The organism is Trinickia soli (genome assembly GCF_002879855.1).
Classification (GTDB): domain Bacteria; phylum Pseudomonadota; class Gammaproteobacteria; order Burkholderiales; family Burkholderiaceae; genus Trinickia; species Trinickia soli.
This window is the reverse complement of the sequence record NZ_PNYB01000015.1, coordinates 50,609-73,916: the sequence shown is the minus strand read 5'-3', so window position 1 is coordinate 73,916 and position 23,308 is coordinate 50,609. Positions and strand designations below refer to the sequence as shown.

Genomic DNA, 23,308 nt, shown 5'->3' with positions numbered 1-23,308 from the left:
TCTGGGCATCCCCGTTTGCTTCGGTCATCACTTCGTCATGAGCGCGCCTCGATAATCACGCTCAACGAAGTAAAGATTCACTACAAAGCAAAATCCGCGTGCGGCAAAGATCGCGCGCGATAGACCACGCATCGGGGATCAGCATGACGATTCGTCATCGCATCACGTTATTGGTGCTGCTCATGTTCGTCGCACTCGCGTCGATCGGCGGCTATGCCACGTATCAAGCGCGTCGCAGCGCCGACCAGGTTCGCGAGGTCACACAAGGTGTCGTGCCGAGTGCGCTTGCGTCGAGCGATCTCGTGGCCGAAGTGAAGGACGTTCAACTTGCCACGATGACGCTTGTCTATGCGCCCGATGCCAACATGGTCTCGCAGGCGCAAGCGCAATTGACGACGAAGCAAGAGCAACTGCGTCGGTCGCTCGAGGTGCAGGCACGGGCCGCGGCGAGCCACGCGCAGAAAGGGCTCGTGACGCAGGCGGACGAGAGCCTCGCCAACTACTTCGCCGCCATCGACGAAACCGAAAAGATGAAAGCCGCGGGCAAGAACGAACTCGCGCAGGCATTCCTGTTCGCGGACGTCGGCGAATACCGGAACGAACTCGAAGGGATCGTCGAGACGATGCGGATCGAGAAGAACCGCCAGAAGGACGATGCGATCGGCGCGCTCAACGGCATGCTCGCCACGACGACGAGCGCGATCGGCGGTGCGACGGCCGTCGCCATCGCCATGCTGATCGGGATCGGCGTGTTGCTCTATCGCCAGATCACGCGGCCGTTGATGCGCATGCAGTCCGAGATGAGCGAGATCGCATCGAAGCAGGATTTCACGCGGCGCGTGCCCGTCGCGCGTATGGACGAAATCGGCCGCTCGATCGCCGCGTTCAACGACATGATCGAAAAGATCGAGCAGAGCTCGCTGCAGTTGAAGCAGAAGACGGCCGACATTCAGGCGATGTTGCAGAATATGCAGCAAGGCATCCTGACGGTCGTCGACGGCGGTATCGTGCATGGCGAATACTCGGCGTATCTCGAGGCGATTTTCGAAAGCGAAGACATTGCGGGCCGCGATGTCATGTCGCTCGTCTTCGGCGACACGAGCCTCGATGCCGATACGCGCTCGCAAGTCGAAGCGGCCATTCATGCCTGTATCGGTGAAGACGCGATCAACTTCGCGTTCAACGAGCATCTGCTCGTCAACGAAGTCGCCAGGGCGATGGCGGACGGGCGCATCAAGACGCTTGATCTGAGCTGGTCCGCCATCACCGACGAGACCGACACCGTCATGCGCCTCATGCTTTGCGTGCGCGACGTGACCGAACTGCGGCGCCTCGCGGCCGAATCGACCGAACAAAAACGACAACTCGAAATGATCGGCGAGATCCTGGCCGTCAGTCAGGACAAGTTTCATCAATTCGTCGAGAGCGCGAAGGGCTTCATCCACGACAACGAACGGATCATCGGCCAGCACGAGCACGCGGACGAGTCGGCGCTGGCCGAGCTGTTCCGCAACATGCATACGATCAAGGGCAACGCGCGCACCTATGGTTTGCGTCATCTGACGAGCATCGTTCACGAGGCCGAGCAACGGTACGACGAGATGCGACGCCTCGGCGCGGGTGAGGCGTGGGACCGTGAAGCCTCGATCGCAGAACTGGCTCGCGTCAAGGCGGCTGTCGAGCATTATGCGACGATCAACGAAGTCAATCTCGGCCGCACGGGCCCCGTCGGCAGCGTGCATCAGCCGCAGAGCGGGCGCTACATGGTCGTCGATCGGTCGCATATCGACGAAAGCCTGCGGCTTGTCGACTCGGTGGGCGAGGACGATCTGCTCGGGCTCGTCGGCATGCGCGACACCGTCAGGCGTACGTTGCGACTGCTCGATACGGAGAGCTTCGCGCAGGCGCTGTCGGGACCGATCGACTCGCTGCCGTCGCTCGCGAGCGAACTCGGCAAAAGCGCGCCGACGGTCACGATCGACGACAACGGTTATCGCTTGCGTCGCCATGCGAGCGGTGCGCTGCGCGATGTTTTCACGCATCTGCTGCGCAATAGCGTCGATCACGGCATCGAATCGGCCGACGAGCGCACGGCCGTCGGCAAGCCCGCAGCGGGCGCGATCGAGGTCGAAGTCGGTGTCGACGCCGGCGCGCTGCAAATCACACTGAGCGACGACGGTCGCGGACTGGCGCTGGCGCGCATTCGCTCGATCGCAGTCGAGCGCGGCTGGATCGAGCCGAATCAGGAAATTGGCGATGAAGCGGTAGCCCGCTTCATTTTCCGTGCCGGTTTCTCGACGGCCAAGGCCGTGACCGAAGTCTCCGGGCGCGGGGTGGGCATGGACGCCGTCAAGGAGATGCTCGAACGCGAGCATGGACGGATCGAGCTGCGTTTCACTGACGAGCGCCGCGGTGCGGAATTCCGGCGGTTCCAGACGATCGTCTACCTGCCGGAGGCGTGGGTGGTCGACAGTCTGGGTGCGCCCGTCGGCCGGGACGCGCCCGTTGCGGCGAGCGTAAAGGCGGCGCGCGGCGACGCACTCGCGTAAGCGGCGAGCGGGCAGAAGCGGAGTGTCCGCGCGAGCGGGCGCGTGGGTCTGAGCGATCGATCAGGAAGGTCTGGCAGGAAGCGTCGGGGAAAGCTGTGGTTCTAACGAATTGGATGTTGGCGATAGCGGTGGCGGTATGTGCGCTCGCCGTGTTGGTGGCGCTCATTGCACATGGGCGCGTGCTCGCGCGCGCGAAGCGTGCCCACGGCGAGGCGCTTGCGCAGCTCAATGCTGCGCATGACGAAGAGCGGGCGCGGGCCGAGGCGGCAGTTGCCGCGCATCAGGCCCGCGTAGGCGAACTCGAAGTCGAAACCGGGCGCCTTGCCGACAAACTGGCGAATGCATCGAACGACGCGTCGATGGCGCGCTCGGCGCTCGGCGAAGCGCTCGCGCGTCATGACGATCTCCTCGCGCACGCGAAGCGCATCGAGGACGAAGCGGCGCGTCTCAAGCAGTTCGCGGCGACGTTCGAGCGCTGGCACGAGCAGATGATTTCGCTGATGGCGCAAAACCAGGACATGCATCGCAAGAATCACGAACTCGCGCGCATCGTCAACCACGTGCTGATGGTCTCGCTCAATGCATCGATCGAAGCGGCGCGCGCGGGTGCAGCGGGGCGCGGCTTCTCGATCGTCGCCGGCGAAGTGCGTGCGCTTGCCACGCGTTCGCAGGAATTGTCGAAGAGCTACCGCGACAGTCTCGATCGCAACGACCTCGTTACGACGGCGACGTTCCAGGACATTCAGGCCGGCGGCAAGATGATCACGGCGGCGCTTGGTAGCGTCGAAGCGCTTGCGGGTCAGTTTCAATCGAAGCTTCAACGGAATCCGACGTGATCAGCCAGGCAGCGAAGGACAGCTTCGAGCGCATCTTTTTTCAGGCGGCGCGCACACGGTTGACCACGGAGCCGACGCATGCCTGCGACATCGTGCCCATCGTCGTACGCAGACACAACGATGACGAGGTGGGCGGCAATCCCGAGCACGGGCACGGGTACGAGCATGGGCCGAGCGCCGAAGTCCATGTGTTGACGATCGCGTCGATCGGCTTTCGCGTGGTGCTTCTACTGCAGTTCGCCGACGATGAGGCGACGCACGCGTACTACGCGAGCCAGGGTCAGGCCACGGATAGAACGTTGCGCGAGGCGGCGATGGAGATCGGCAACCTCTGCTGCGGGGCCGTCAATCAGCAACTCGTCGAGCACTTCCCTCATCTCGGGATGTCGACGCCGTACACGCTGTCGAGCGAGTGCATGAGCTATTTGAGCGAACTCAAACCCAACCATGTCGCCGCGTACGACATCACGGTCGAGTATGCCGCGCGGCTCCGCGCGACGTTATGCGTCTGTGCGCGCGAGCCGCTCGACTTCGCTGCGCAGGTGGCGCAGGTCCATGAGAGCGCCGGCGAGTTGGAGCTGTTTTAGCGGCAGCCGCTTGCGCAACCCTGCTTCGATTGCAGCGCGGCCGCAAACGTCGACGCGGGGATCGAAGCCGGCGACCGAGTGTGCGGCCAACTTTCAACATCAATGCGAGAGTCAGAGATGGCAAAGATTCTGGTGGTGGACGATTCAAGCACCGTCCGTGATGAAGTGGCAGGCTTCCTGCGCAAGAATGGTCTGGACGTCGACACGGCCGTCGACGGCAAAGACGGGCTGGCCAAGATGAAGACGAACCCGGGGGTGCGACTCGTCATCAGCGACGTCAATATGCCCAATATGGACGGGCTGACGATGGTCGAAAAGATCCGCGGCGAATTGGCGAATCCTGCGGTCAACGTCATCATGCTGACGACCGAAAGCAGCCCGGCTATGAAAGAACGCGGCAAAGCGGCCGGCGTCAAGGGCTGGATCGTCAAGCCGTTCAAAGGCGAAGCGGTGCTCGAAACGTTCAGGAAGCTCGCGGGTTGAGCGGGCGAGGCGCTTAGCGTGTCGTCAATGGCGTGCCGGGGCGCTCCTCCCGAAGAAAAGGGGCGAGCGGCTCGGCTGGCGGGTCCTGCGCAGCCGCAGATTCGAGCAGCGCCTCGCGCAACGCATCGAGCGCCGCGCAGTAGTGTCCGTGTCGCCAAATCAACAGCGTGGGCACGATCCCCAGTGCGCCGAGCGGATGAACGGCAACCTCTTGCGCCCCGCCCGGCAGCAACTCCAACACCGACCGCGGCGCGACCGCGACGCCCGCGCCCGCCGCCACGCAAGCCACGATGGCATGGTACGAGCCTAGTTCGAGCACGCGCGCGGGCCTGATGTCGTGCTCGGCATACCAGCGCTCGATGTAACTTCGGTAGGCGCAACCGCGTTCGAACGCAACGAGCGTCGAGAGCGCGACATCGTTGGCGGCACGGATCGCGCGGTGGCCGCGCGGGGTCACCATCACCAGCTCCTCGCTGAAAATCGGTACGCAATCGAACGCATCGGTCAGCGCCGATGCGTCTGGCGGCTTGGCGACAAGCGCCGCGTCGATTTCGAATTCGCGGACGCGATCGATCAGACAGCCCGTCGTACCCGTGCTCAGTTCGAGTTCGACCTCGGGCCATCGCTGGTGATAGGCGGCCAGCACGCGCGGCAGGCGGCTCGCCGCCGCGCTTTCCATCGCACCCAGTGCGAGGCGGCCGCGCGGACGATCCTCGCGCACGGCATGGCGGGCTTCGTCGGCAAGCGCCAGCAAACGTTCCGCGTAGGGCAGCAACGCGCGACCGGCCGGCGTCAGCACGAGGCGCCGGCCGTCGCGCGCGAACAATTCCACGCCAAGCTGCTGTTCCAACTGCTTGATCCGCATCGTCACATTCGACTGCACGCGATTGAGCTTTTGGGCGGCGCGCGTCACGCCGTTTTCGCGCACGACAGCGCGGAAAATCGTCAGCGCGGCCAGATCCATGATTCTCTCCGGGAGATAGATTGAATCCATATTATTCATTTTCCTTGATTCTTGCAGCAAGCTACTATCGGGTGTGGTCGAAGAGCGGATGCTGTTTCAGGTAGGGTTGATGGCATGGTCTGCCGGCGCGGCATTGCGCGTGCTCCGTCGCTTGTCGGCTCACCGGCAATCGTCAGCCCTTAAGGCCTGGCTTGCGCTTCAGCCTCGACTTCGACTTCGACTCGAACTTCAACCGAAAGCAGTGAGGATTTCTCGATGGCCCGCTCCGATTCCATGCATGGCGCCGCTTTTCGCCCGAGTGCGGAGGCCGCCAGCGCCGCACGCGTTGCGATCGCCTGCATGATCGCGTTGGCCGTCGCGCTCGGCGTCGGCCGCTTCGCCTTTACGCCGCTGTTGCCGCTGATGCTGCGCGTCGGGGTGCTCGATTTGCGGGAAGGGGGCCTGCTCGCTTCGGCCAATTACGCCGGGTACTTCATCGGTGCGCTGACCTGCGCGTTTGTGCCGATCGAGCACTCGCGGATGGTGCGTGCCGGGCTCGTCGTCACCGTCGTCCTGACGCTGGCGATGGGACTGACGACCCGTTTTCCTGTGTGGGTGGTCGTTCGCTTCGTCGCGGGCGTCGTCAGTGCGTGGACATTCGTGTTCGCGTCGCAATGGGGGCTTGCGCGGCTGACGCGGCTCGGCGCCCCGGCGTGGGGTGGCGTGATCTATACCGGGCCCGGTATCGGCATTGTTGTCACCGGGCTCATGGTCAGCGCGGCGGCGCGGCAGGGCCCCGCGTTCGGCTGGCTCTTGTTCGGGGCGCTTTGCGCTGTCTCGACGGCCTTCGTCTGGCGTACCTTCGCGCGCGCGAGCGGCGCCGCAAGCGCCGCGGCTGCGGCGCCCAAGGCAGCCGGCGCCCACCCAGCCTCCCGCTCCCCGCAGGTACCGGGCGCAGCGGCCCCGATGAGCGCGGCCGAGCGCCGTCTGCAAGGCATCTGGCTGGTCGTGCTGTACGGTATGCCGGGCTTCGGCTACATCATCACGGCCACGTTTCTGCCCGTCATCGCCCGTCATGCGTTGCCCGGGTCGAGCTGGCCCGATCTCTTTTGGCCGATGTTCGGCGCTGCGCTGATCCCCGGTTCGCTGCTTGCCGCACGCCTGCCCGCGCAGTGGGACAACCGCCTGCTGCTCGCCGGCTGCTACATCGTGCAAGCTGTCGGCATCTCGCTTGGCATCGTCTTCCCGACGGCCGCGGGCTTTGCCGTCGGCAGCGTTTTGATCGGCTTGCCGTTCACGGCCATCACGCTGTTTGCGATGCGCGAGGCGCGGCGGCTGCATGGCGATCACGCCGCCGGCCTGATGGGCTATGCGACGGCTGCATACGGGGTCGGTCAGATTGCCGGACCGCTCGTGGCCGCGCCGATCGCCGCACGCGTCGGTTCGTTCGCGCCGGCGTTGTGGCTCGCAGCGTTCGTGCTCCTCGTGGGGGCGGTGGGGCTCGTCGTGCTGGCGGTCAAGTCGCGCGCGGTCGATGATTGAGCCGGGGCACGGGCCGACGCAAAGCCGCTAGAATTAGCGCGTTTCGGCCATCGGGCGCCGCTTGCCCGCATTCTTTCTGACCCATGAGCGACTACCGATTTTGTCCGCGCTGCGCGAGCGCGCTCGTCGAGCGGGCCGATGCGGCCGCGGAAGGCGGCCGGCTGCGCCGCGTCTGTCCCGACGACGCCTGCGGCTACGTCCATTGGAACAATCCGTTGCCCGTCGTCGCTGCCATCGTCGAATACGAGGGCAAGATTCTGCTCGCGCGCAACGCCGCATGGGCCGAAGGCGTCTTCGCGTTGATCACGGGTTTCCTGGAGCAGGGCGAAACGCCCGAGGCCGGCATCGCGCGCGAAGTGCTCGAGGAGACGTCGCTGTACGTGCGCGAAACCGAACTGGTCGGCGTGTACGATTTCATCCGCAAGAACGAGCTCATCATCGCCTATCACGTCAAGGCAGAAGGCGAGATTTCGCTCTCGCCCGAGCTGCTCGAGTATCGTCTCGTCGAACCGGCCAGGCTGCGGCCCTGGCGCGCGGCTACGGGGCTGGCGCTCGCCGATTGGATGCGCCGCCGGGCGCTGCCGTTCGAGTTCGTCGAGAAGCCGGGACAATGAGCGGGCCAATGAGCGGGACAGCCAGCCGGCCCGGTTCTTCGGATCGAAACGGCGCGCTTCGTTCTGCCACATCGTTCTCACCTTCGTCTTCGGATTGCGCACCATGAGCAAACCCACGCCGGCTTCGCGCGACGCCTATCGTCACTTTCTGCCGATCACGACACGCTGGATGGACAACGACGTGTATGGGCACGTCAACAACGTCGTCTACTACAGTTACTTCGACACGGTAGTCAACGAGTATCTGATTCGTGCAGGCGTGCTCGACTTCGAGCAAGGTGCGACGATCGGGCTCGTGGTCGAGACGCAGTGCAATTACTTTTCGCCGCTCGTGTTTCCCGAGCGCGTGGAAGCGGGGTTGCGCGTGGCCCGGTTGGGTGCATCGAGCGTGCGATACGAAGTCGGGCTGTTCAGGGAAGGCAGCGAGCAAGCCGCGGCACAAGGTCACTTCGTGCATGTCTACGTCGATCGGGCGACGCGCCGTCCCGCCGGACTGCCTCAGCCGTTGCGCCTGGCACTCGCGCCGCTCGTTGCCGCGGCGCAAGAAGGGCGCGATTAACGTGCAGGCATTCGCCGTCGCCACGCTGAATGGCCTCAGCTACGGCTTGCTGCTGTTCATGTTGTCGGCAGGGCTCACGCTCATCTTCAGCATGCTCGGCGTGCTCAACTTCGCGCATGCGAGCTTCTACATGCTCGGCGCCTATCTCGGCTACAGCGTCGCCACGCATGCCGGCTTCGCGGTGGCGCTCGTCTGTGCGCCGGTCGTCGTCGGGGTCATCGGCGCTGCGCTCGAACGCACGTTGTTGCGCCGCGCCCGCGTCAATGGTCCTTTGCACGAGTTGCTGCTCACGTTCGGACTCGCCTATCTGCTCGCCGAAGTCGTCAAGCTCGTGTGGGGCCTCGGCAGCGTCTCGGTCGCGCTGCCGGCGCTGCTCGACGGGCCGCTCGTCAGATGGGGCGAGACGTCGTTCTCGCGCTATCGTGCGTTCATGATGTGCGTATCGCTCGGCACCCTCGCCGCGTTGTATGCGCTGCTGCGCACGTCGCGCACGGGCCTCGTGCTACGTGCGGCGCTGACGCATGCGCGCGCCGTCGAGGCGCTCGGTCACGACGTTGCACGCATCGGCACGCTCGTCTTTGCGGTCGGCACCGCGCTGGCCGCGCTGGCCGGCGTGATCGGCGCGCCGCTCGCCGTTGTCGAGCCGGGCATGGCCGAGGCGGTGGGTTCGATCGTCTTCGTCGTCGTCATCGTGGGCGGCCTGGGCTCGCTCGGCGGTGCGTTTGCGGCGTCGCTGCTGATCGGCTGCGTTCAAACGTGGGCCGTGGGCAGCGCCGCTTCTCTCGGGGCGCTGTTTAAGATGGTGGGCCTGCAACTGCCGCCCGCCTGGGCGACGCTTGCGGTGGCGCAAATCGCGCCGCTGCTTCCGTACGCGCTGCTTGTCGCCATGCTGGCTTGCCGTCCGCGTGGACTCTTCGGACGGCGCGAAGACGATGCTTGACGCGAAGGAAACGAAAGAAGCGCCGATGCGCCACCGCGATGCCCCTGGCCGCCGGCTTGGCGCAAGCGCGCCGTGGATCATCGGCGCGTTGCTGCTCGCGGCGCCTATCGCCATGGTGAATGACAGCTGGATGTTCGCTTATCTCGCGCAAGCTGCGGCCATGATCGTATTCGCGCTTTCTTATAACCTGCTGCTCGGCGAGACGGGGCTGCTGTCATTCGGCCACGCGGCGTATGCGGGGCTCGGCGCATTCGCGGCGGCACACTGCTTCGATCGCGGCGTCGTGGCGTTGCCGTGGTTGCCGTTCGTGGGCGGGGTGGCCGGTGCAGGGTTCGGCGCGCTGTTCGGCGCGATCGCGACGCGCCGCGCCGGCACCGCGTTCGCGATGATCACGCTCGGCATCGGGGAACTGGTCGCAGCTGCCGTTTGGACGTTGCCCGAAGGTTTCGGCGGTGCGGCCGGTGTCGCGATCGATCGCGGCAGCGGGCCGGCGTGGGGTAGCTGGACCTTTGGTTCGTCGCGCGAAGCGTACGTGGTGATTGCGACGTGGACGGCATTGTCGGTTGTGGCAATGTTCGCGCTTACGCGCACACCGCTCGCGCGGCTCGCCAATGCGGTGCGGGACAACGCGATGCGCGTCGACGCGCTCGGCATCGATCCACGTCGCGTTCGTCTGGCGATGTTCGTCTTCGCCGCTTTCTTCGCGGGTATCGCCGGTACGCTGACGCTCATCGACGTCGAATTGGCTTCTTCCGAAAGCGTGGCGATGGCGCGCTCGGGCGCTGTATTGATCGCGACCGTGATTGGCGGCTCGTCGGCGTTTTTCGGGCCAGCGGTCGGGGCGCTCGTGTTGACCGGGCTTAGTGTCGCCATGGCCGGTGTGACGCGTGCATGGCCCATTTATCTCGGGTTGCTGTTCATCGCCGTCGTCTTGCGATCGCCCGATGGCATCGCAGGGTGGTGGCGAGCCCTTCGTTCGCGTTTCGCACACAACGGCGTACGGGTGGCCGGCGTGGCGTATGCGCTGGGCGGCGTCGCGACTGCGAGTTGGCTTGCCGCGCTCGTTGTGGCGGTCGAGTCGCTCTATGCGCGCCGGTTCGCCGCCGATGCCGGCGGCGTTTGGCGCGTGGGCTCCTTCGTCTTCGATTTGAGCGCGGCGATGACATGGTGGATGCTCGGCGCGCTCGTCGCCGTTGGCGGTGCGGCTCGGTTTGCGATGGCGAGGTGGGTGGCCACGTCCATCAGAGCCCGCCAGGGAGCGCCACGATGACGGCCCCCGTTGCGCTCAAACTCGAAGGCGTCGCCCGGCGCTTCGGCGCTGCGCGTGTGCTGGACGGTGTCGATCTGTCGGTCAGGGCGGGCGAGCGTCATGCGCTGATCGGTCCCAACGGTGCGGGGAAGTCGACCTTGTTCAACGTCATCGGCGGCGCGTTGCGGCCCGATCGGGGTACGGTCTGGCTCGATGGCGTCGACGTGACGAGGCGCAGCCCCCATCGCCTCGCCCGCGCGGGACTGGGGCGCAGCTTTCAGACGACGCGCGTCTTTGCGCGCTTGACTGTGCTCGAGAATCTGCGGTGTGCAGCGTGGTGTGGCGTCGTTGCGACGCAGAGCGCGCACGGCGTCCCGGGGCTGCTTTCGAAGTGGGCGCTGTGGTGGCGGCGCTCGCGCGCGATCGAAGACCAAGCCGAGCGCGTGCTCGTCGATCTCGCGCTCGAACCTGCGGCGCATCAGCCGGCCGGGACCCTCGAATACGGCGCCCAGCGCAGGCTCGACCTCGGCGTTGCGCTGGCGGGCGGCGCGCGCGTGCTGCTGCTCGACGAGCCGACAGCCGGAATGAACCGCGACGAGGCTGCGCGTACGATCGAGTGGATGCGTGCCGTGATGGCAGACAAGACGCTGCTCGTCATCGAACACGACATGGACGCCGTATTTGCGCTCGCCGATCGCGTCTCGGTATTGGTTCAAGGCCGCATCGTCGCGACCGGCGCCGCCGCGGAGGTCGCCGCCGACGAACGCGTGCGCGAGGCGTACCTGGGCGTGCCTCCGGGCCCGCCCCGCGATCCTGGCAGGACGGCGCCATGACGGTATTGCTCGAAGTGGGCTCCGTCTGCGCGTGGTACGGCGAGGCGCAGGTGCTGCACGGCGTGGATCTGCGCATCGAGGCGGGCGAGCTGGTCCTGTTGTGCGGGCGCAATGGTTCGGGGCGTTCGACGTTTGCGAAGGCGCTCGTCGGCCTCGTTCGCCGAGCGGGTTCGATCGTTTTCGCCGGCGAAGAAATCGTCGGGCTGCCCACGTTCGAGATTGCGCGCCGCGGAATCGGCTATGTCGCCGAGCAACGCGAAGTGTTTCCAACGCTTTCCGTCGAAGAAAACCTGCGGCTCGGCATCAAGCCGGGACAGCGCGCAACTGGCCGTGCGATGAAGCGCCGGATCGACGAGACATTCGATTGGTTTCCGCTGCTTGCGCAGCGGCGTGCAACGAGCGCCGGCGTCCTCTCGGGCGGTGAGCAGCAAATGCTCGTGCTGGCGCGTGCGCTCTTGGGCGAGCCGCGCCTCGTGGTGGTCGACGAGCCGACCGAAGGGCTTGCGCCGCAGGCTGTCGCGGCTGTCGAGGCATGCTTGCAGTCGCTGTGCGAGCAGGGTGGCGCGGTGCTCCTGATCGAACAACGGCTGACGATGGCGCAGCGCCTGGCCGACCGTATCGCGGTGATGGGGCACGGGCGTATCGTTTTCGACGGTGCGGTCGAGGCGCTCGATGCAACGACCATCGACGAATGGATCGCCATTGGGAGCGGACGGTAAGCCCGTGCGCAGGCGAATCGCCGCTGGCGTGGACAGGTAGGTACGCGCGCTTCGATGCTTGCGATGACGGCAATGCATCTCACAATGTGGGCTGTCCGCCGGCAAACGAACGCGCCCGGCAAGCGCGAGGCCGAACCGGCGCACGCATGGTAGGCAACGGCCGGCGGCGTCGCCTATAGTGCGGCCTATACATGGCAGGGTGCCTGAGCGCGAGCTCATCCAATCGACGGGGGCTGCTTGGCTGCGAGCGAAGAATTAGCGATGTTCGTCCGCGAGGCGCTGCTGCGCGGCGGGTCGCGTGATCAGATTCGCGCGGTCCTGATCAAGGCAGGGTGGAGCGCCGATCGGATCAATGGCGCGTTGGCCGCCTATGCCGACCTCGACTATCCGGTGCCCGTGCCGATGCCCGCGCCGTATCTGTCGGCGCGCGATGCGTTCATGTATCTGCTGCTCTTTACGACGCTCTACGTCAGCGCATTCAATCTCGGCGACCTGATCTTCAAGTTCATCGATCATGCGTTTTCGACTGTGCCGCCCGCTACGGTGATGCATGGTGAAGCAGCGTTCCTTTCTGGCGTTCGATGGTCCGTGGCCTCGCTCATCATCATGCTGCCGGTTTACCTGCTCATTGCGTGGCGGCTGCGCCGCGCGATCGCACGCGACCCAGCCAGGCGCGCCTCGAAGGTGCGCAAGTGGTTGACGTATCTGACGCTATTCATCGCTTCAATGGCCTTGATCGGCGATTGCACGTCTCTCGTCGCCAATTTTCTCGGCGGCGAGGCAACCGTGCGCTTTCTCTTGAAGGTCGCGACGATCGCCGTCATCGCGGGGGCCATTTTCATCTACCACGTGCGCGATCTACGTGGGGAGCAGGTGTCGGGCGAACCGTGAAGGATCGCGCGCATGCGCCGCGGGTCGCGGGTCGCAGGGGGAGACGACTGCTTTGCCGCAGACAGCCGTCGTTGGCGTGGCTTCGCCTCGCTTTAGCGCCCCGCGTAATGGTTGTCCTTGAGCCACCCCTGAAAATAATCGACTTCGTTCTTATCGAGCGTGTATTGACCGTCCTTGTCCATGCTCGGCTGTTCGGCATCCTTCGCAAACGTTGCGATGTCGTCGGCTGCATCCGCGTTCGGGATCTTATTCAGCCATTTGACGAAGTCCTCATCGCTCATCCCTTGCGATCGGGCGTACGCCGTGAGGTACGCCCCGGCATCCCTGCCGCTGAAGAACAGCGTCTTATGCTCGGCAAGCGGCTTGGCCAGGTCCGGCCTGACGCCATCGGCGATGAGGTAATTCGTGAGTTCGGCGTCAGTGGCATGCGCCGTGTCGTGCATGTTGAACGCTAACTGGGTGCCCGCGGCAAGCACGTTCAATCCAAGGCCGACGCCGGTCCACCCGTCGGCGGAGGACTCGGCCAGCAATTGCAGGCCAATCTGCTTGATGCTTCCCTCCGCTGCGTCGGCCGCCATCTGGGTCAACACGTCTTTGCCCGTCACCTTTGCCAGGTTCTCCTCGGCGAGGCTCGTCGCGTCCTTCGCGTTGATACCGATGTCTTCCTTCATGAATTGCTGCACCGTCTCCTGAGCTTCCTGATCGCTGAGACCGGCTTCCTTGAGTTCCTGCTCCCATGCATGAAAGTCCGCTTCGCTGGTACCGTGTTGCGCCATGCGGTCCGTCAGGATTTTCTGCGCCGTCGCCTGAAAATCCTTTTCGCTGATACCGCGATCCGCGAGGAGTTGCGACAGGCTCTTCTCCAGGTTTTGCCTGGTCAGTGCTTCCGCGTCTTTCGCGGCGCTGCTGAGCCCCTGCTTGGCCAACGCTGGAATCAAATCGCCGAACGTCGCCAACGTGAACGCCGTGGCGTGCCCCAGGTCGTCCGGCTTGGTGAGGTAATTGACGGCGCCGGCGGCCGCGACGATCGGACCGAGAACGTCGCTGAAGTTCTGAAAAGTCGCCGAGAGCGCCGATTTATACGCCAGCTTTCTCGCGGCGGGTATATCCATCGCTTCGATTTTCGGCAACAGCCTGTCGAGCATCTTTTGCATCGGCGTGAGCGCCTTGCCATCGGCGTTGGTCTTAAACACCGTCTCTTTCCAATTCGGGAGGGCCGCGTCGAGCGTCATGTTGACCCCGACTCCCGCATAGACGGCAGCGAACCCCGCGAAGTCCATTTGCTCGAATCCCTTGATGCCCCCCAATGCGCTGTATGTGTTGCTCGCGTTGAGCAGGAACATGGGCCCGAGGATGCTCGGGCTGATGGCTGTGGGCAGCAAACCATCCTTGCCGCTCGCCTTGCTGCCCAGAATCGCCGCGGATATCGCCTGCACCGTATCGTTCGAGGTCATCGACGGTACTTTGTTGCCGACGAACTTGAGCGCTTGATTCGCCACGCTCAGGCCGACGCGCGTTTGCCAATAACTCTGCGTGTCCTGGACATTCGCGGCAGCGTCGTGCGCCGCGTGCAAATCCGTGCCCTTTTGCAGATCACCGACCTTTCCCATCAACTGATTGAATTCGAGCAGCGCGGGATTGTCCTGCCCCGAGCCCTTGCCGGGCCCGGCCACCTGCGTGGCGTAATCCTGCAGCGTCCACTGCACCTCGCCCACGTAATGCCGGGCGTCCACGAGCTTGTTGTCGTCCGCAACCGTTTTGTCGCCCGGCAGGCTGCGAATCTTGCCCTTTATCGAATCGAGTTCTGACGCCGTCTTGAGATTGCCGTAGCCCTTGTTGCCCATGTCGAGCACGCCATAGTCGGCCGCGAAGGCTTTGCCGAGCGGAACCAGCGTTTTGTCGTGATAGTCCTGCAGCCCGGTCGAGAGCGCCAGGAAGATCGAATCGCTCGCGTTTTGTTTGGGGGCGGCGAACTGCGCGGTGATCGAAGCCCACATCGCGACGTCGCCCTTTTTTACGCTGTCCAGCACCCATCCATCGGGTTCGCCCGTCATCTCGCTGTTGGCGTCGGAGTTGGACTCGATCGATTGGTACAGATCCTTCGAGACCTGGTCGACGATTTCCTTGCCGTGTCTCTGACCGTTAGCCGTGTCTGAAGGCGGGCCGTCGCTGTCATGCACGGTCTGCAAGGCCGCCGCCAGATCGGTCAGACCTTTCTGCGCCGCGGCGGAATCTTTATGGCCATGAGCCCAGGCATTGCCCACCCCTTGTGCGAGGCCGTCGGTGATGGATTTGATCACCGTTTTGGAGCTTGACGGGTCGACGGACATTTGATTGAGCTTGTCCATGATCGCTTGCGCTTGAGCGGGCGTGATTTTGACGGAATTGTCGCCTCCCTGCGACAGATCCATCAGCTGCTGCAGTTGATGCGCGGCTGCCGCGGCGGCTTGCACCGGGCTTCCCTTTTTCAGCCCCTCGTTGTACGCGTTGACGACGCTTTGCGCCGGCTGCTCCACCGTGACTTGCTGAGTGGCGGTGGCCACCGCTTTTTGCAACTGATCCTTGAATTTCGGATCGAGGTAGCTCGCGTAAACGCCGGAGCGATTGGCGATGGCCGCCATGGCTTCCGTCAGATTGCCCTGCGTGTCTTTGTACGCTTGCTCGCCCACGCAATACAGCTGCGCTTGCAAGTCCCCTTGCAGCTGATCAGTGTTGCCCGAGGCGGCGTCCTGCACCAATTGGCCCAACTGCTCGGGGGTGCGGCCTTGCGCTTTCATGTCTGCGAGGACTTGTTGCTTCGCGGTGGCGAGAGCGGCCTGAAACGTCTTGTCGTTCGGCGAGCCGGCAGCGAGCGGCGCGAGGACCTTGTCGACGTCCGCCGCAGTGACGACGGGCGAGTTGGCGGTGGCGGCCTCCACGGCGTTAGCTGCGGCGTGCGGCACGTTATCGAGCACGAGCGCTTTTGCGCGCGCTACTGCCGATTGAAAGAGGGGATCGTCTGGCGCGCGGGCGGCGATCGGCGCGACGATCTGATCGAGTTGACTGCTGCTGGTCACGCCGTTGCCGGAGGCGTACACGATCTCGTCGACGATCGGATTTACCACGCCCTGGCGAATGTCATCGCGGTCATCGAGTGTGAGCTTTCGACCGGCGGGCGTGCTTAACGTGTGTTCGGCGTCGGCCAGGGCCGATCGTTGCTGTTCCAGGTCGGTGAGACGGTGCGAATCGAGCAGCGTCACCGTGCCGCCGATCGGCATATGGTCCAACGTGCATGGCTTGTTGGCTGGACGGTTGCCGAATGCCTGCTGATCGAGCCATGGGGTTGCGGCCAGGTTCTGTTTCAGCTGAGCATCGTCCGACAACGCGTTCTTGTCGACGACTGACTGGCTCTGCTTGGCGAGCAGGGCCCAGAACGAGTTGCCTTGCTGAAGGGCGAATTGCTGGATGCCCTTTGGCGTGAATGGCGCAGGCGCAGTTCCTTGCGTCGGCGCAGGCTGGTTCGCCGCCGCGACTTGTGCGGCGCTGGCCGTGGGCGCCGATACTGGGGCTGATGCGGAAGATGAGACCGATGAGGCGGGCGTGGCTACCTGCGGCGGTTGCGCTTGGACCGGTTGCAGAGCGTGTGTGTAAAGTACGCCGTCAACGTACAAATCCAGTGCCATAAGCCCTCCGTCGATGTCTTTCACTTAGATAGCGTGGCCGTCGGTTAGGGGTTTGCCGACTCAGATATGCCATGCGCGTAAAAAAGTATCGAACGCGGGGCTTGGCGCAACAATGGGTAGATCCGTAATCGGGCGCCGACTTTTTGTGATGATTCGGCGTGGCGCCTACGGATCGAAGAGAAGCGGCAGGCGGGACCCGATGGCGTGTGACGCCGGCATGCCCGCGATGCCGCTGTGCATCACCGCGCGTCGCGCTGTGCGATCCAGTCGTGCGCGGGATCGTTTTTGAAGTGCCAAACGCGTTGCGGCCCGGCCATCACGTTCAGGTAGTACGACTCGTATCCGTACGGCACGACGACCGGGTGATAGCCGCGTGGCACCATCACGACATCGTGATCTTCGACGGCCATGGATTCGTCGATGTCGCGCGCGTCGGTATAGACGCGTTGAAAGGCAAAGCCTTGCGGCGGATTTAACCGGTGGTAGTAAGTCTCTTCGAGCGCGCTCTCCACCGGGATCTGATCGGCATCGTGCTTATGCGGCGGATAGCTCGACGAATGGCCGCCCGGTGTGCGCACTTCGACGACGAGCAGCGATTCGGCCGGCTCCGTTTGCGGAAGAATGTCGCAGACGTAACGCGTATTGAGCCCCTTGCCGCGCACCGAGCGTTTCATCTGCGACGGCTCGATGAGGCGCGCCGGGTAGCGGCCCTTCGCGGGAGCGGAGGCTACGCCAAGTTCCGCGTCCCGTTCGGCGCGCACGGTCGCACGCACATTCGGCGGCACATAAAGCGCGTATGGAGCCGCATCCTCGAACACGCTGTCGCGCGCACCGACACTCGTATAGCGTTCGCCGTCGACTTCGATCGAGACCGCACCCGACAGCACGACGATGCATGATTCGCGTTCGCTTTCATGCACATAGAACAGCTCATCCTGAGCGAGGCGATACGCGGCGAAGCCGACATAGCGCCAGGCAGCCGTTTCGGGCGTTACGCGCGCGATCGTCATGCCCTCGCGCTGGGCCTTCACAAGCAGACTCATGCTGCCTCCCTCGCTGCGCTCGCCGCATCGACGAGCGCGCGCAGCGTTCGATATCCGAGCTGGGCATAGTCGAAGCTCGGCGCCACGGCGGGATCCTGCTCGGCTTCGACGACGAGCCACCCGCGATAGCCGTGTCGCCTCAAGCCGGCGATGACGGCCGCGAAATCGACCGCACCGTCGCCGGGCACCGTGAAAGCCCCGTTGATAACGGCTTCGAGAAAGCTCCAATCGCGATTGCGCGCGAGCTTGATGACATCGGGGCGCACGTCTTTGCAATGCACGTGGCAGATACGCGCCGCGTAGGCTTCGAGCATGGCGAGCGGATCGCCGCCCGCGAACGTGATGTGGCCGGTATCGAGCAACAAGCCCACGGCGTCGCTCGTGCGTTTCATCAGATTGTCCACGTCGGCCGGCGTTTCGACGTAGGCGCCCATGTGGTGATGGTAGGCCACGCGTACGCCATGCGAAAGCGTGTATTGCGCGAAGCGATCGAGGCGTTCGGCGTAAGCGTCCCACTGGGCCGCGCTGAAAAAGCGCGGCCGCTGATAGAGCGGAATGGGCGAGCCTTGGATGGTCTGCGCGACTTCGCCATAGACCATCACGGTTGCACCGTTTTTCGCGAGCAGTTCCAGATGCGGACCCACTGCCTCGATCTCCTGCTCGGCGCTGCGCTCGGCGAGGCGCCCCGAATACCAGCCCGATACGAGCGCGAGGTCGTATTGCGCGAGTAGCGTTTTGAGTGCGTCGGGCTCGCGCGGGAATTTGTTGCCGAGCTCGAACCCTTCGTAGCCGATTGCGCGCCCTTCGGTAAGGGCGACGGACAACGGCGTCTCGCCGCCGAGCGAGGGCAGGTCGTCGTTCATCCACGACAGCGGATTGACGCCGATGCGCACTTGAAAGTCGGTCATGCTGCGTTCCTTTTGTTCGCGTGAAGTAGCGATGTCGATGTCGGTTGCCGTGTCCGCGACTTCGACATCAGGCGTCGTTGCCGGTGTCGTTGTTGACGTTGCGAGGCGAGAAGCCACCCCGTTCCGCCAGCTTCGTCTCGTAGGCCGCGCGCGCTGCACGCACGGCTTCGCGCGGCGACACTTCGGGCACCGCGACTTCCCACCACCAGCCGCCGTCGTCGGTGGTGCGTGCCGGGTCCGTATCGATGACGACGACCGATGTGCGGTCGGCCGCGCGGGCTCGCACGAGTGCGCCTTCGAGCGCGGCGACGCTGTCCACGTGCTCGCCATATGCGCCGAGCGCGCGCGCGTGCGCGGCGAAATCGATCGCGGGCGCACCGAGCGGGCCCTGCAGGCAGTCGCTCAGCAGGTTGTTGAACGGCGCGCCGCCGCAAGCTTGCTGAAGACGATTGATGCAGCCGTAGCCGCGGTTGTCGAGCACGACGACGATGAGCTTGACGCCGAGCATGACCGAGGTCGCGATCTCGCTGTTCATCATCAGGTAGCTGCCGTCGCCGACGAAGACGATCACTTCGCGATCGGGCCGGGCCAGTTTCGCGCCGAGCCCTCCGGCGATCTCATAGCCCATGCACGAATAGCCGTACTCGACGTGGTAGCCGCCTGGACATCCCGTACGCCAGAGCTTATGCAGTTCGGCCGGCAATGTGCCCGCGGCGCAAACTGCGATATCGCCTTCGGGCGAAGTTGCGCTCGTACGCTGCACGGCGCCGATGACGTGGGCGTCGTACGGTAGCGCGCCCGTCGCCGGTTGTGAGTTCGTGCGTGCGATTACGGTCTCGCGCCAGGCATCGCAGAGCGTGCGGGCGCGCTGCGTCCAAGCCGGATCCGCCTGCCAGTCGGCGAGCCGGCCGCCCAATGCATCGAGCGCGGTGCGCGCATCGCCGACGACGCTCGTTGCCTGATGCTTGAGCGCATCGAACGCATTGGCGTTGATGCCGATGACTTTCGCGTTCGCGAACAACGTATTGGACCCGGTCGTGAAATCCTGCAGTCGGGTGCCGACCGCCATCACGCAATCGGCTTCGTGCGCGAGTGCATTCGCTGCACTGGCGCCTGTGACGCCGACGGCGCCCGCGTTGAGCGGATGACTCCACGGCAACGCACCTTTGCCGGCCTGCGTTTCGGCGACGGGGATGCCGTGCCGCTCGGCGAACGCGCGTAGCGCGTCGGGGCCGCGATGGCTGTAAAGCACGCCACCGCCTGCGACGATCAGAGGCTTCGATGCAGCGCGCAGCACGTCGAGCGCCGCGTCGAGTTCGTCTTCGCCTGGCGTCGGCGCATTGAACCGCACGACGCGCGGTTCGAAGAACGCGGCGGGGTAATCGTAAGCCATCGCTTGCACGTCCTGCGGCAACGCAAGCGTGACGGGCCCGGCCAGCGCAGCATCGGTCAGCACGCGGATGGCGCGAGGCAGCGCGTTCAGCAATTGCGCCGGATGCACGATGCGATCGAAGTAGCGCGACACGGGCTTGAGCGTATCGTTCGCCGAAACACCGCCGTCGTGAAAGTCTTCGACTTGTTGCAGAACGGGGTCCGGCGCGCGCGAGACGAACACATCGCCCGGCAGCAGCAACACGGGCAGGCGATTGACGTGGGCCAGCGCGGCTGCGGTCACGAGGTTCGTTGCGCCGGGTCCGATCGAAGTCGTCACGGCCATCATCCGGCGACGCATGTGCGCTTTCGCGTAAGCGATCGCACTGTGGGCCATGGCTTGTTCGTTATGAGCGCGGTAAGTAGGCAGTGCTTCGCGATGTTGATAAAGCGCTTCGCCCAGGCCCGCCACATTGCCGTGCCCGAAAATGGCGAACACACCGCCGAACAGCGGCGACGTCGAAGCGCCGTCTTCGTCAGTCACACGTTGCGCCGCCAGATAGCGCACGAGTGCCTGCGCCGCCGTCAGCCGGATTGTCGTCGTGGCGGCGGTCGCTTCATCGGCCTTGCCGGTGCGCTCAGCACCGGGGCTCATCGTCGTTTCCTTGATCCGCATGTTCATCACGCCGCCTCCTGCCGCGTCGCATGCGGCCGCGCGGCGTTACTGCCGGCGTCGCCGCGCGCCGAGCGCCAGGCTTTGATCAATGTTTCGAAGGTCGCGCGCACTTGTGCGACGAGCGCATCGTCAGCGATCTCGCCCGCCAGCCACGCGCGGCTCGGCTCGTGAAAGATCGTGCGCCCGACCGTGAAGCCCTTGCACGTTTTCGAGGCGGCCGCGGCGCGAAAACCCTCGCTCAGTGCCTCGACGCCGGCCGACAACCCCAGCAGCACGACGCCGCGGCAGTAAGGATCGCGCTCGGCGATCAGCGCATCGATGGCCTGCCATTGCTCAGCGGCAAGCGGCGCGAGTTTCCACCACTCCGGTTGAATGCCGAGGTTATAAAGCCGCTTGAGCGCGCGAAACACGGTGTCGGGCGCCGAAGGCAGCCCATCGCGTTGCGGCGGGATGACTTCGAGCAGCAACTCGTGTCCGCTCGCTTGCACGGCATCGTAAAGCGCGCGCAGTTGCGCCTCCTGTTCGATGCGCTCGGCGACCGGCGCATCCGGGTGATACTGCACGAGACATTTGACGACATGCTCGTGCGGCCATGAGACGAGGGCGGTGCCGACCGAGCGTCCATGCTGAAACACGAGCGGCAGCGAGCCCGGCAGTTCGACGGGGCGGCCGATCCACCAGCCGCGCCCGGTAGCGGCGTTGAGGGCATCCTGGCCGTAGCGGTCGTCGATCAGCACGCCGATGCGCCCCTGCAAGCCGAGCGCCGTTTCGGTTTGCGCGACGGCGTCGACGAGCAGGCGCTTCAGTGCGGGAATGCGCGCCTCGCTGACGCCCGCTTGCTGCGCGAGCTCGAAGAACTGATTGCGATGGTCGAACGCGAACCCGAGCACTTCGTCATGCGGCGTGCGCTTGACGCTGACCCGATGCAGGCGTGCAAGCCCGGCGTCGAGGTCGGGCCGGCGCATCCGCACCGGATCGCGCTGGACGGCTTCGCGCAGGTAATCGAGTTCGGCCGGCGTCGGCATTGCCGGGGCGCAGCCGTGGCGCGAGACGACCAACGCACCGCACAGGTTGGCTGTTTGCGCGCAGCGCTCGAGCGGCGCATCGCGCAGCCATTCGGAAAGGAAACCGGAAGCGAAAGCATCGCCCGCGCCAAGCACATTGAGCACTTCGACTTCGATGCCGCGTTCGGTCGGTGCTTCGTCGATCGAGGGCGGTACTTTGCCGTCGATGATCGTGCAGCCGAGCGGGCCACGCTTGACGACGAGCGTCGCCGGCGTGACGGCGCGCACCATGGCGAGCGCGTCGAGGAGTTCATGTTTGCCGCCCGCGATGCGAAACTCCTCTTCCGTGCCGATCACGAGATCGAACAGCGGCAAGATGCGTTGCAGATGCGCGGTGACGCTTTCATTGGCGATGAACCTCGTTTCGCCATCGGCCTTGCCGGTGAGACCCCACAGAACGGGACGATAGTCGATGTCCAGCACCGTGCGCACCTGGTTGCGCCGCGCGTATTCGAGCGCGCGCCGGCTCGCCCGATTCACGCGCTCGGTCGAGAAGTGCGTACCCGTGATGAGCAGCGCCTTGCTCGAAGCGATGAACGCTTCGTCGAAGTCGGTTTCGTCGATCGCCATATCGGCGCAGTTCTCACGGTGAAAGACGAGCGGGAACGTGTCGCGATCTTTGATGCCGAGCAAGACGAGCGCGGTGAGCCGCTCGGCGTCGACGCGCGTATGACTGACGTCGCAACCTTCGCGCGCCAACGTTTCGGTCAGAAAACGGCCCATGTGGTCGTTGCCGACGCGTGCGAGCATGGCCGAGGCGAGCCCGAGCCGCGCGCAGCCGAACGCAATGTTGGCCGATGAGCCGCCGAGGTATTTGGCGAAGCTCGTGACGTCTTCGAGCCGCGCGCCGATTTGCTGCGCGTAGAGATCGACCGCGAGGCGGCCGAGGCAAACGATGTCGCGCGTGCGGCCCGGCGCGAAGCGGCCTGTAGCGGTAGCGGAAGTAGAAGGGGCAGCCATGAAGGGGATCCTGATTACACGTCGTATGAAACGGTGAGGGCGTCGGGCGACACGGGACCGCGTCAGATCGTCGCGCCGTCGAGTTCGGCGATCATCTTTTGCATTTCAGCGCCGCCGGCCATCATGTCGAGCACGGCTTCCTTGCTGATCGTTTCCTTCGTGAACGTGCCCATCGAGCGGCCCCGATTGAGCAGCGTGAACGAATCGCCGATCGGATAGGCGTGATGCACGTTGTGCGTGATGAAGATGACCGAGATCCCTCGCTCGCGCGCCTTGTGAATGAGCTTGAGGACATTGAAGCTTTGCTTGACGCCGAGCGCGGCCGTCGGCTCGTCGAGAATCAGCACGCGAGCGCCGAAGTGGATGGCGCGTGCGATGGCCAGGCACTGCCGTTCGCCGCCCGACATCGTGCCGATCGGCTGATTCGCGTCGCGCACATGGATGCCCATTTCAGCGAGCTTGTCGCGCGCCGTCGTGGCTGCGGTTTCGATATCGAGAACATTCAGGAGTCCGAATAATTTACGACTCGGCTCGCGTCCCATGAAGAAGTTGCGTGCAACGGAAAGCAGCGGCACCAGCGCAAGGTCCTGATACACCGTGGCGATGCCGAGGTCGAGCGCTTCCTTGGGCGAGGCGAACTGCACGGGTTTCCCATCGACGAGGTATTGGCCGTCGCTCGGTTGATGCACGCCCGCGAGCGTCTTGATCAGCGTCGACTTGCCTGCGCCGTTATCGCCGAGCAGGCAATGCACTTCGCCGCGCCGCAGCCTCAGCGTGACGTCTTTCAGCGCAATGACGCTGCCGAAGTAGCGGCTGACGTTTTCGAGTGCGAGGATGTAGTCGCCGGATTGTTCTTGTGTCGAAGTAGCGGAAGTCATG

At 64.7% G+C, this 23,308-nt stretch carries 19 protein-coding genes; 12 read left to right on the top strand and 7 right to left on the bottom strand.

Annotated elements, in window-relative coordinates:
- Positions 1 to 143: 143 nt before the first annotated feature.
- The 4 genes from C0Z19_RS17945 to C0Z19_RS17930 all read left to right on the top strand — a co-directional run bounded on the left by C0Z19_RS17945 (position 144) and on the right by C0Z19_RS17930 (position 4,455).
- Positions 144 to 2,549 (top strand): ATP-binding protein, encoded by a 2,406-nt coding sequence (locus tag C0Z19_RS17945; protein WP_102611180.1) that lies wholly within the window; start codon positions 144 to 146, stop codon positions 2,547 to 2,549.
- Between the two features lie 113 nt (positions 2,550 to 2,662).
- A complete protein-coding gene (locus C0Z19_RS17940; protein WP_102611179.1) occupies positions 2,663 to 3,385 on the top strand; it encodes a methyl-accepting chemotaxis protein in 723 nt (240 codons plus the stop codon).
- Positions 3,382 to 3,972 (top strand): hypothetical protein, encoded by a 591-nt coding sequence (locus C0Z19_RS17935; protein WP_102611178.1) that lies wholly within the window; start codon positions 3,382 to 3,384, stop codon positions 3,970 to 3,972. Before C0Z19_RS17940 ends, C0Z19_RS17935 begins: the two co-directional genes overlap by 4 nt.
- Positions 3,973 to 4,089: 117 nt before the next feature.
- Positions 4,090 to 4,455 (top strand): response regulator, encoded by a 366-nt coding sequence (locus C0Z19_RS17930; RefSeq protein ID WP_102611177.1) that lies wholly within the window; start codon positions 4,090 to 4,092, stop codon positions 4,453 to 4,455.
- Between the two features lie 13 nt (positions 4,456 to 4,468).
- On the opposite strand, the gene C0Z19_RS17925 is transcribed toward C0Z19_RS17930, so the two are convergent.
- Complete coding sequence (locus tag C0Z19_RS17925) at positions 4,469 to 5,419, bottom strand: LysR family transcriptional regulator (protein WP_102611176.1); 951 nt, start codon at positions 5,417 to 5,419, stop codon at positions 4,469 to 4,471.
- Positions 5,420 to 5,674: 255 nt separating this feature from the next.
- Between C0Z19_RS17925 and C0Z19_RS17920 the strand changes: the two genes are divergently transcribed.
- The 8 genes from C0Z19_RS17920 (at position 5,675) to C0Z19_RS17885 (ending at position 12,745) form a co-directional block, all read left to right on the top strand.
- The gene (locus C0Z19_RS17920) at positions 5,675 to 6,940 is read left to right on the top strand and encodes a YbfB/YjiJ family MFS transporter (protein WP_102611175.1); all 1,266 of its coding nucleotides are present in this window, start codon (positions 5,675 to 5,677) and stop codon (positions 6,938 to 6,940) included.
- A gap of 83 nt (positions 6,941 to 7,023) precedes the next feature.
- Positions 7,024 to 7,554 (top strand): NUDIX domain-containing protein, encoded by a 531-nt coding sequence (locus C0Z19_RS17915; protein ID WP_102611174.1) that lies wholly within the window; start codon positions 7,024 to 7,026, stop codon positions 7,552 to 7,554.
- A gap of 103 nt (positions 7,555 to 7,657) precedes the next feature.
- Positions 7,658 to 8,113 carry an acyl-CoA thioesterase gene (locus tag C0Z19_RS17910; protein ID WP_102611173.1) on the top strand — a complete coding sequence of 152 codons (456 nt, stop codon included), beginning with the start codon at positions 7,658 to 7,660 and terminating at the stop codon, positions 8,111 to 8,113.
- 1 nt (position 8,114) lies between these two features.
- The gene (locus C0Z19_RS17905; protein WP_102611172.1) at positions 8,115 to 9,053 is read left to right on the top strand and encodes a branched-chain amino acid ABC transporter permease; all 939 of its coding nucleotides are present in this window, start codon (positions 8,115 to 8,117) and stop codon (positions 9,051 to 9,053) included.
- Positions 9,046 to 10,323 carry a branched-chain amino acid ABC transporter permease gene (locus C0Z19_RS17900; protein WP_332882217.1) on the top strand — a complete coding sequence of 426 codons (1,278 nt, stop codon included), beginning with the start codon at positions 9,046 to 9,048 and terminating at the stop codon, positions 10,321 to 10,323. Before C0Z19_RS17905 ends, C0Z19_RS17900 begins: the two co-directional genes overlap by 8 nt.
- Positions 10,320 to 11,135: an ABC transporter ATP-binding protein gene (locus C0Z19_RS17895; RefSeq protein ID WP_102611171.1), complete on the top strand. Its 816-nt coding sequence runs from the start codon at positions 10,320 to 10,322 to the stop codon at positions 11,133 to 11,135. The genes C0Z19_RS17900 and C0Z19_RS17895 overlap by 4 nt, the downstream gene beginning before the upstream one ends.
- Positions 11,132 to 11,854 (top strand): ABC transporter ATP-binding protein, encoded by a 723-nt coding sequence (locus tag C0Z19_RS17890; RefSeq protein WP_102611170.1) that lies wholly within the window; start codon positions 11,132 to 11,134, stop codon positions 11,852 to 11,854. The genes C0Z19_RS17895 and C0Z19_RS17890 overlap by 4 nt, the downstream gene beginning before the upstream one ends.
- A 261-nt stretch (positions 11,855 to 12,115) precedes the next feature.
- The gene (locus tag C0Z19_RS17885; RefSeq protein WP_102611169.1) at positions 12,116 to 12,745 is read left to right on the top strand and encodes a DUF5671 domain-containing protein; all 630 of its coding nucleotides are present in this window, start codon (positions 12,116 to 12,118) and stop codon (positions 12,743 to 12,745) included.
- A gap of 92 nt (positions 12,746 to 12,837) precedes the next feature.
- On the opposite strand, the gene C0Z19_RS17880 is transcribed toward C0Z19_RS17885, so the two are convergent.
- The 6 genes from C0Z19_RS17880 to C0Z19_RS17855 all read right to left on the bottom strand — a co-directional run bounded on the left by C0Z19_RS17880 (position 12,838) and on the right by C0Z19_RS17855 (position 23,307).
- Complete coding sequence (locus C0Z19_RS17880) at positions 12,838 to 16,407, bottom strand: hypothetical protein (RefSeq protein ID WP_102611168.1); 3,570 nt, start codon at positions 16,405 to 16,407, stop codon at positions 12,838 to 12,840.
- Between the two features lie 239 nt (positions 16,408 to 16,646).
- Positions 16,647 to 17,450: a 5-deoxy-glucuronate isomerase gene (iolB, locus tag C0Z19_RS17875; protein WP_102611167.1), complete on the bottom strand. Its 804-nt coding sequence runs from the start codon at positions 17,448 to 17,450 to the stop codon at positions 16,647 to 16,649.
- Positions 17,447 to 18,358, bottom strand: a complete 912-nt coding sequence (gene iolE / locus C0Z19_RS17870) for a myo-inosose-2 dehydratase (protein WP_102611166.1) — start codon at positions 18,356 to 18,358, stop codon at positions 17,447 to 17,449. The genes iolB and iolE overlap by 4 nt, the downstream gene beginning before the upstream one ends.
- Positions 18,359 to 18,425: 67 nt before the next feature.
- Positions 18,426 to 20,384, bottom strand: coding sequence for a 3D-(3,5/4)-trihydroxycyclohexane-1,2-dione acylhydrolase (decyclizing) (gene iolD / locus C0Z19_RS17865; protein WP_233196183.1), 1,959 nt, complete (start codon positions 20,382 to 20,384; stop codon positions 18,426 to 18,428).
- 26 nt (positions 20,385 to 20,410) lie between these two features.
- Positions 20,411 to 22,429 carry a bifunctional 5-dehydro-2-deoxygluconokinase/5-dehydro-2-deoxyphosphogluconate aldolase gene (locus C0Z19_RS17860; RefSeq protein WP_102611164.1) on the bottom strand — a complete coding sequence of 673 codons (2,019 nt, stop codon included), beginning with the start codon at positions 22,427 to 22,429 and terminating at the stop codon, positions 20,411 to 20,413.
- Positions 22,430 to 22,491: 62 nt separating this feature from the next.
- Positions 22,492 to 23,307 (bottom strand): ATP-binding cassette domain-containing protein, encoded by an 816-nt coding sequence (locus tag C0Z19_RS17855; protein ID WP_102611163.1) that lies wholly within the window; start codon positions 23,305 to 23,307, stop codon positions 22,492 to 22,494.
- Position 23,308 lies beyond the last annotated feature (1 nt).

Excerpts from the sequence above, each read along its gene's own strand:
- iolB (WP_102611167.1), bottom strand. The coding sequence starts at position 17,450 with ATGAGTCTGCTTGTGAAGGCCCAGCGCGAGGGCATGACGATCGCGCGC.
- C0Z19_RS17885 (WP_102611169.1), top strand. The coding sequence starts at position 12,116 with ATGTTCGTCCGCGAGGCGCTGCTGCGCGGCGGGTCGCGTGATCAGATT.
- C0Z19_RS17945 (WP_102611180.1), top strand. The coding sequence starts at position 144 with ATGACGATTCGTCATCGCATCACGTTATTGGTGCTGCTCATGTTCGTC.
- C0Z19_RS17880 (WP_102611168.1), bottom strand. The coding sequence starts at position 16,407 with ATGGCACTGGATTTGTACGTTGACGGCGTACTTTACACACACGCTCTG.
- C0Z19_RS17900 (WP_332882217.1), top strand. The coding sequence starts at position 9,046 with ATGCTTGACGCGAAGGAAACGAAAGAAGCGCCGATGCGCCACCGCGAT.
- C0Z19_RS17915 (WP_102611174.1), top strand. The coding sequence starts at position 7,024 with ATGAGCGACTACCGATTTTGTCCGCGCTGCGCGAGCGCGCTCGTCGAG.
- C0Z19_RS17855 (WP_102611163.1), bottom strand. The coding sequence starts at position 23,307 with ATGACTTCCGCTACTTCGACACAAGAACAATCCGGCGACTACATCCTC.
- iolD (WP_233196183.1), bottom strand. The coding sequence starts at position 20,384 with ATGAGCCCCGGTGCTGAGCGCACCGGCAAGGCCGATGAAGCGACCGCC.
- C0Z19_RS17910 (WP_102611173.1), top strand. The coding sequence starts at position 7,658 with ATGAGCAAACCCACGCCGGCTTCGCGCGACGCCTATCGTCACTTTCTG.
- C0Z19_RS17925 (WP_102611176.1), bottom strand. The coding sequence starts at position 5,419 with ATGGATCTGGCCGCGCTGACGATTTTCCGCGCTGTCGTGCGCGAAAAC.
- iolE (WP_102611166.1), bottom strand. The coding sequence starts at position 18,358 with ATGACCGACTTTCAAGTGCGCATCGGCGTCAATCCGCTGTCGTGGATG.
- C0Z19_RS17920 (WP_102611175.1), top strand. The coding sequence starts at position 5,675 with ATGGCCCGCTCCGATTCCATGCATGGCGCCGCTTTTCGCCCGAGTGCG.
- C0Z19_RS17895 (WP_102611171.1), top strand. The coding sequence starts at position 10,320 with ATGACGGCCCCCGTTGCGCTCAAACTCGAAGGCGTCGCCCGGCGCTTC.
- C0Z19_RS17930 (WP_102611177.1), top strand. The coding sequence starts at position 4,090 with ATGGCAAAGATTCTGGTGGTGGACGATTCAAGCACCGTCCGTGATGAA.
- C0Z19_RS17940 (WP_102611179.1), top strand. The coding sequence starts at position 2,663 with ATGTTGGCGATAGCGGTGGCGGTATGTGCGCTCGCCGTGTTGGTGGCG.
- C0Z19_RS17890 (WP_102611170.1), top strand. The coding sequence starts at position 11,132 with ATGACGGTATTGCTCGAAGTGGGCTCCGTCTGCGCGTGGTACGGCGAG.
- C0Z19_RS17860 (WP_102611164.1), bottom strand. The coding sequence starts at position 22,429 with ATGGCTGCCCCTTCTACTTCCGCTACCGCTACAGGCCGCTTCGCGCCG.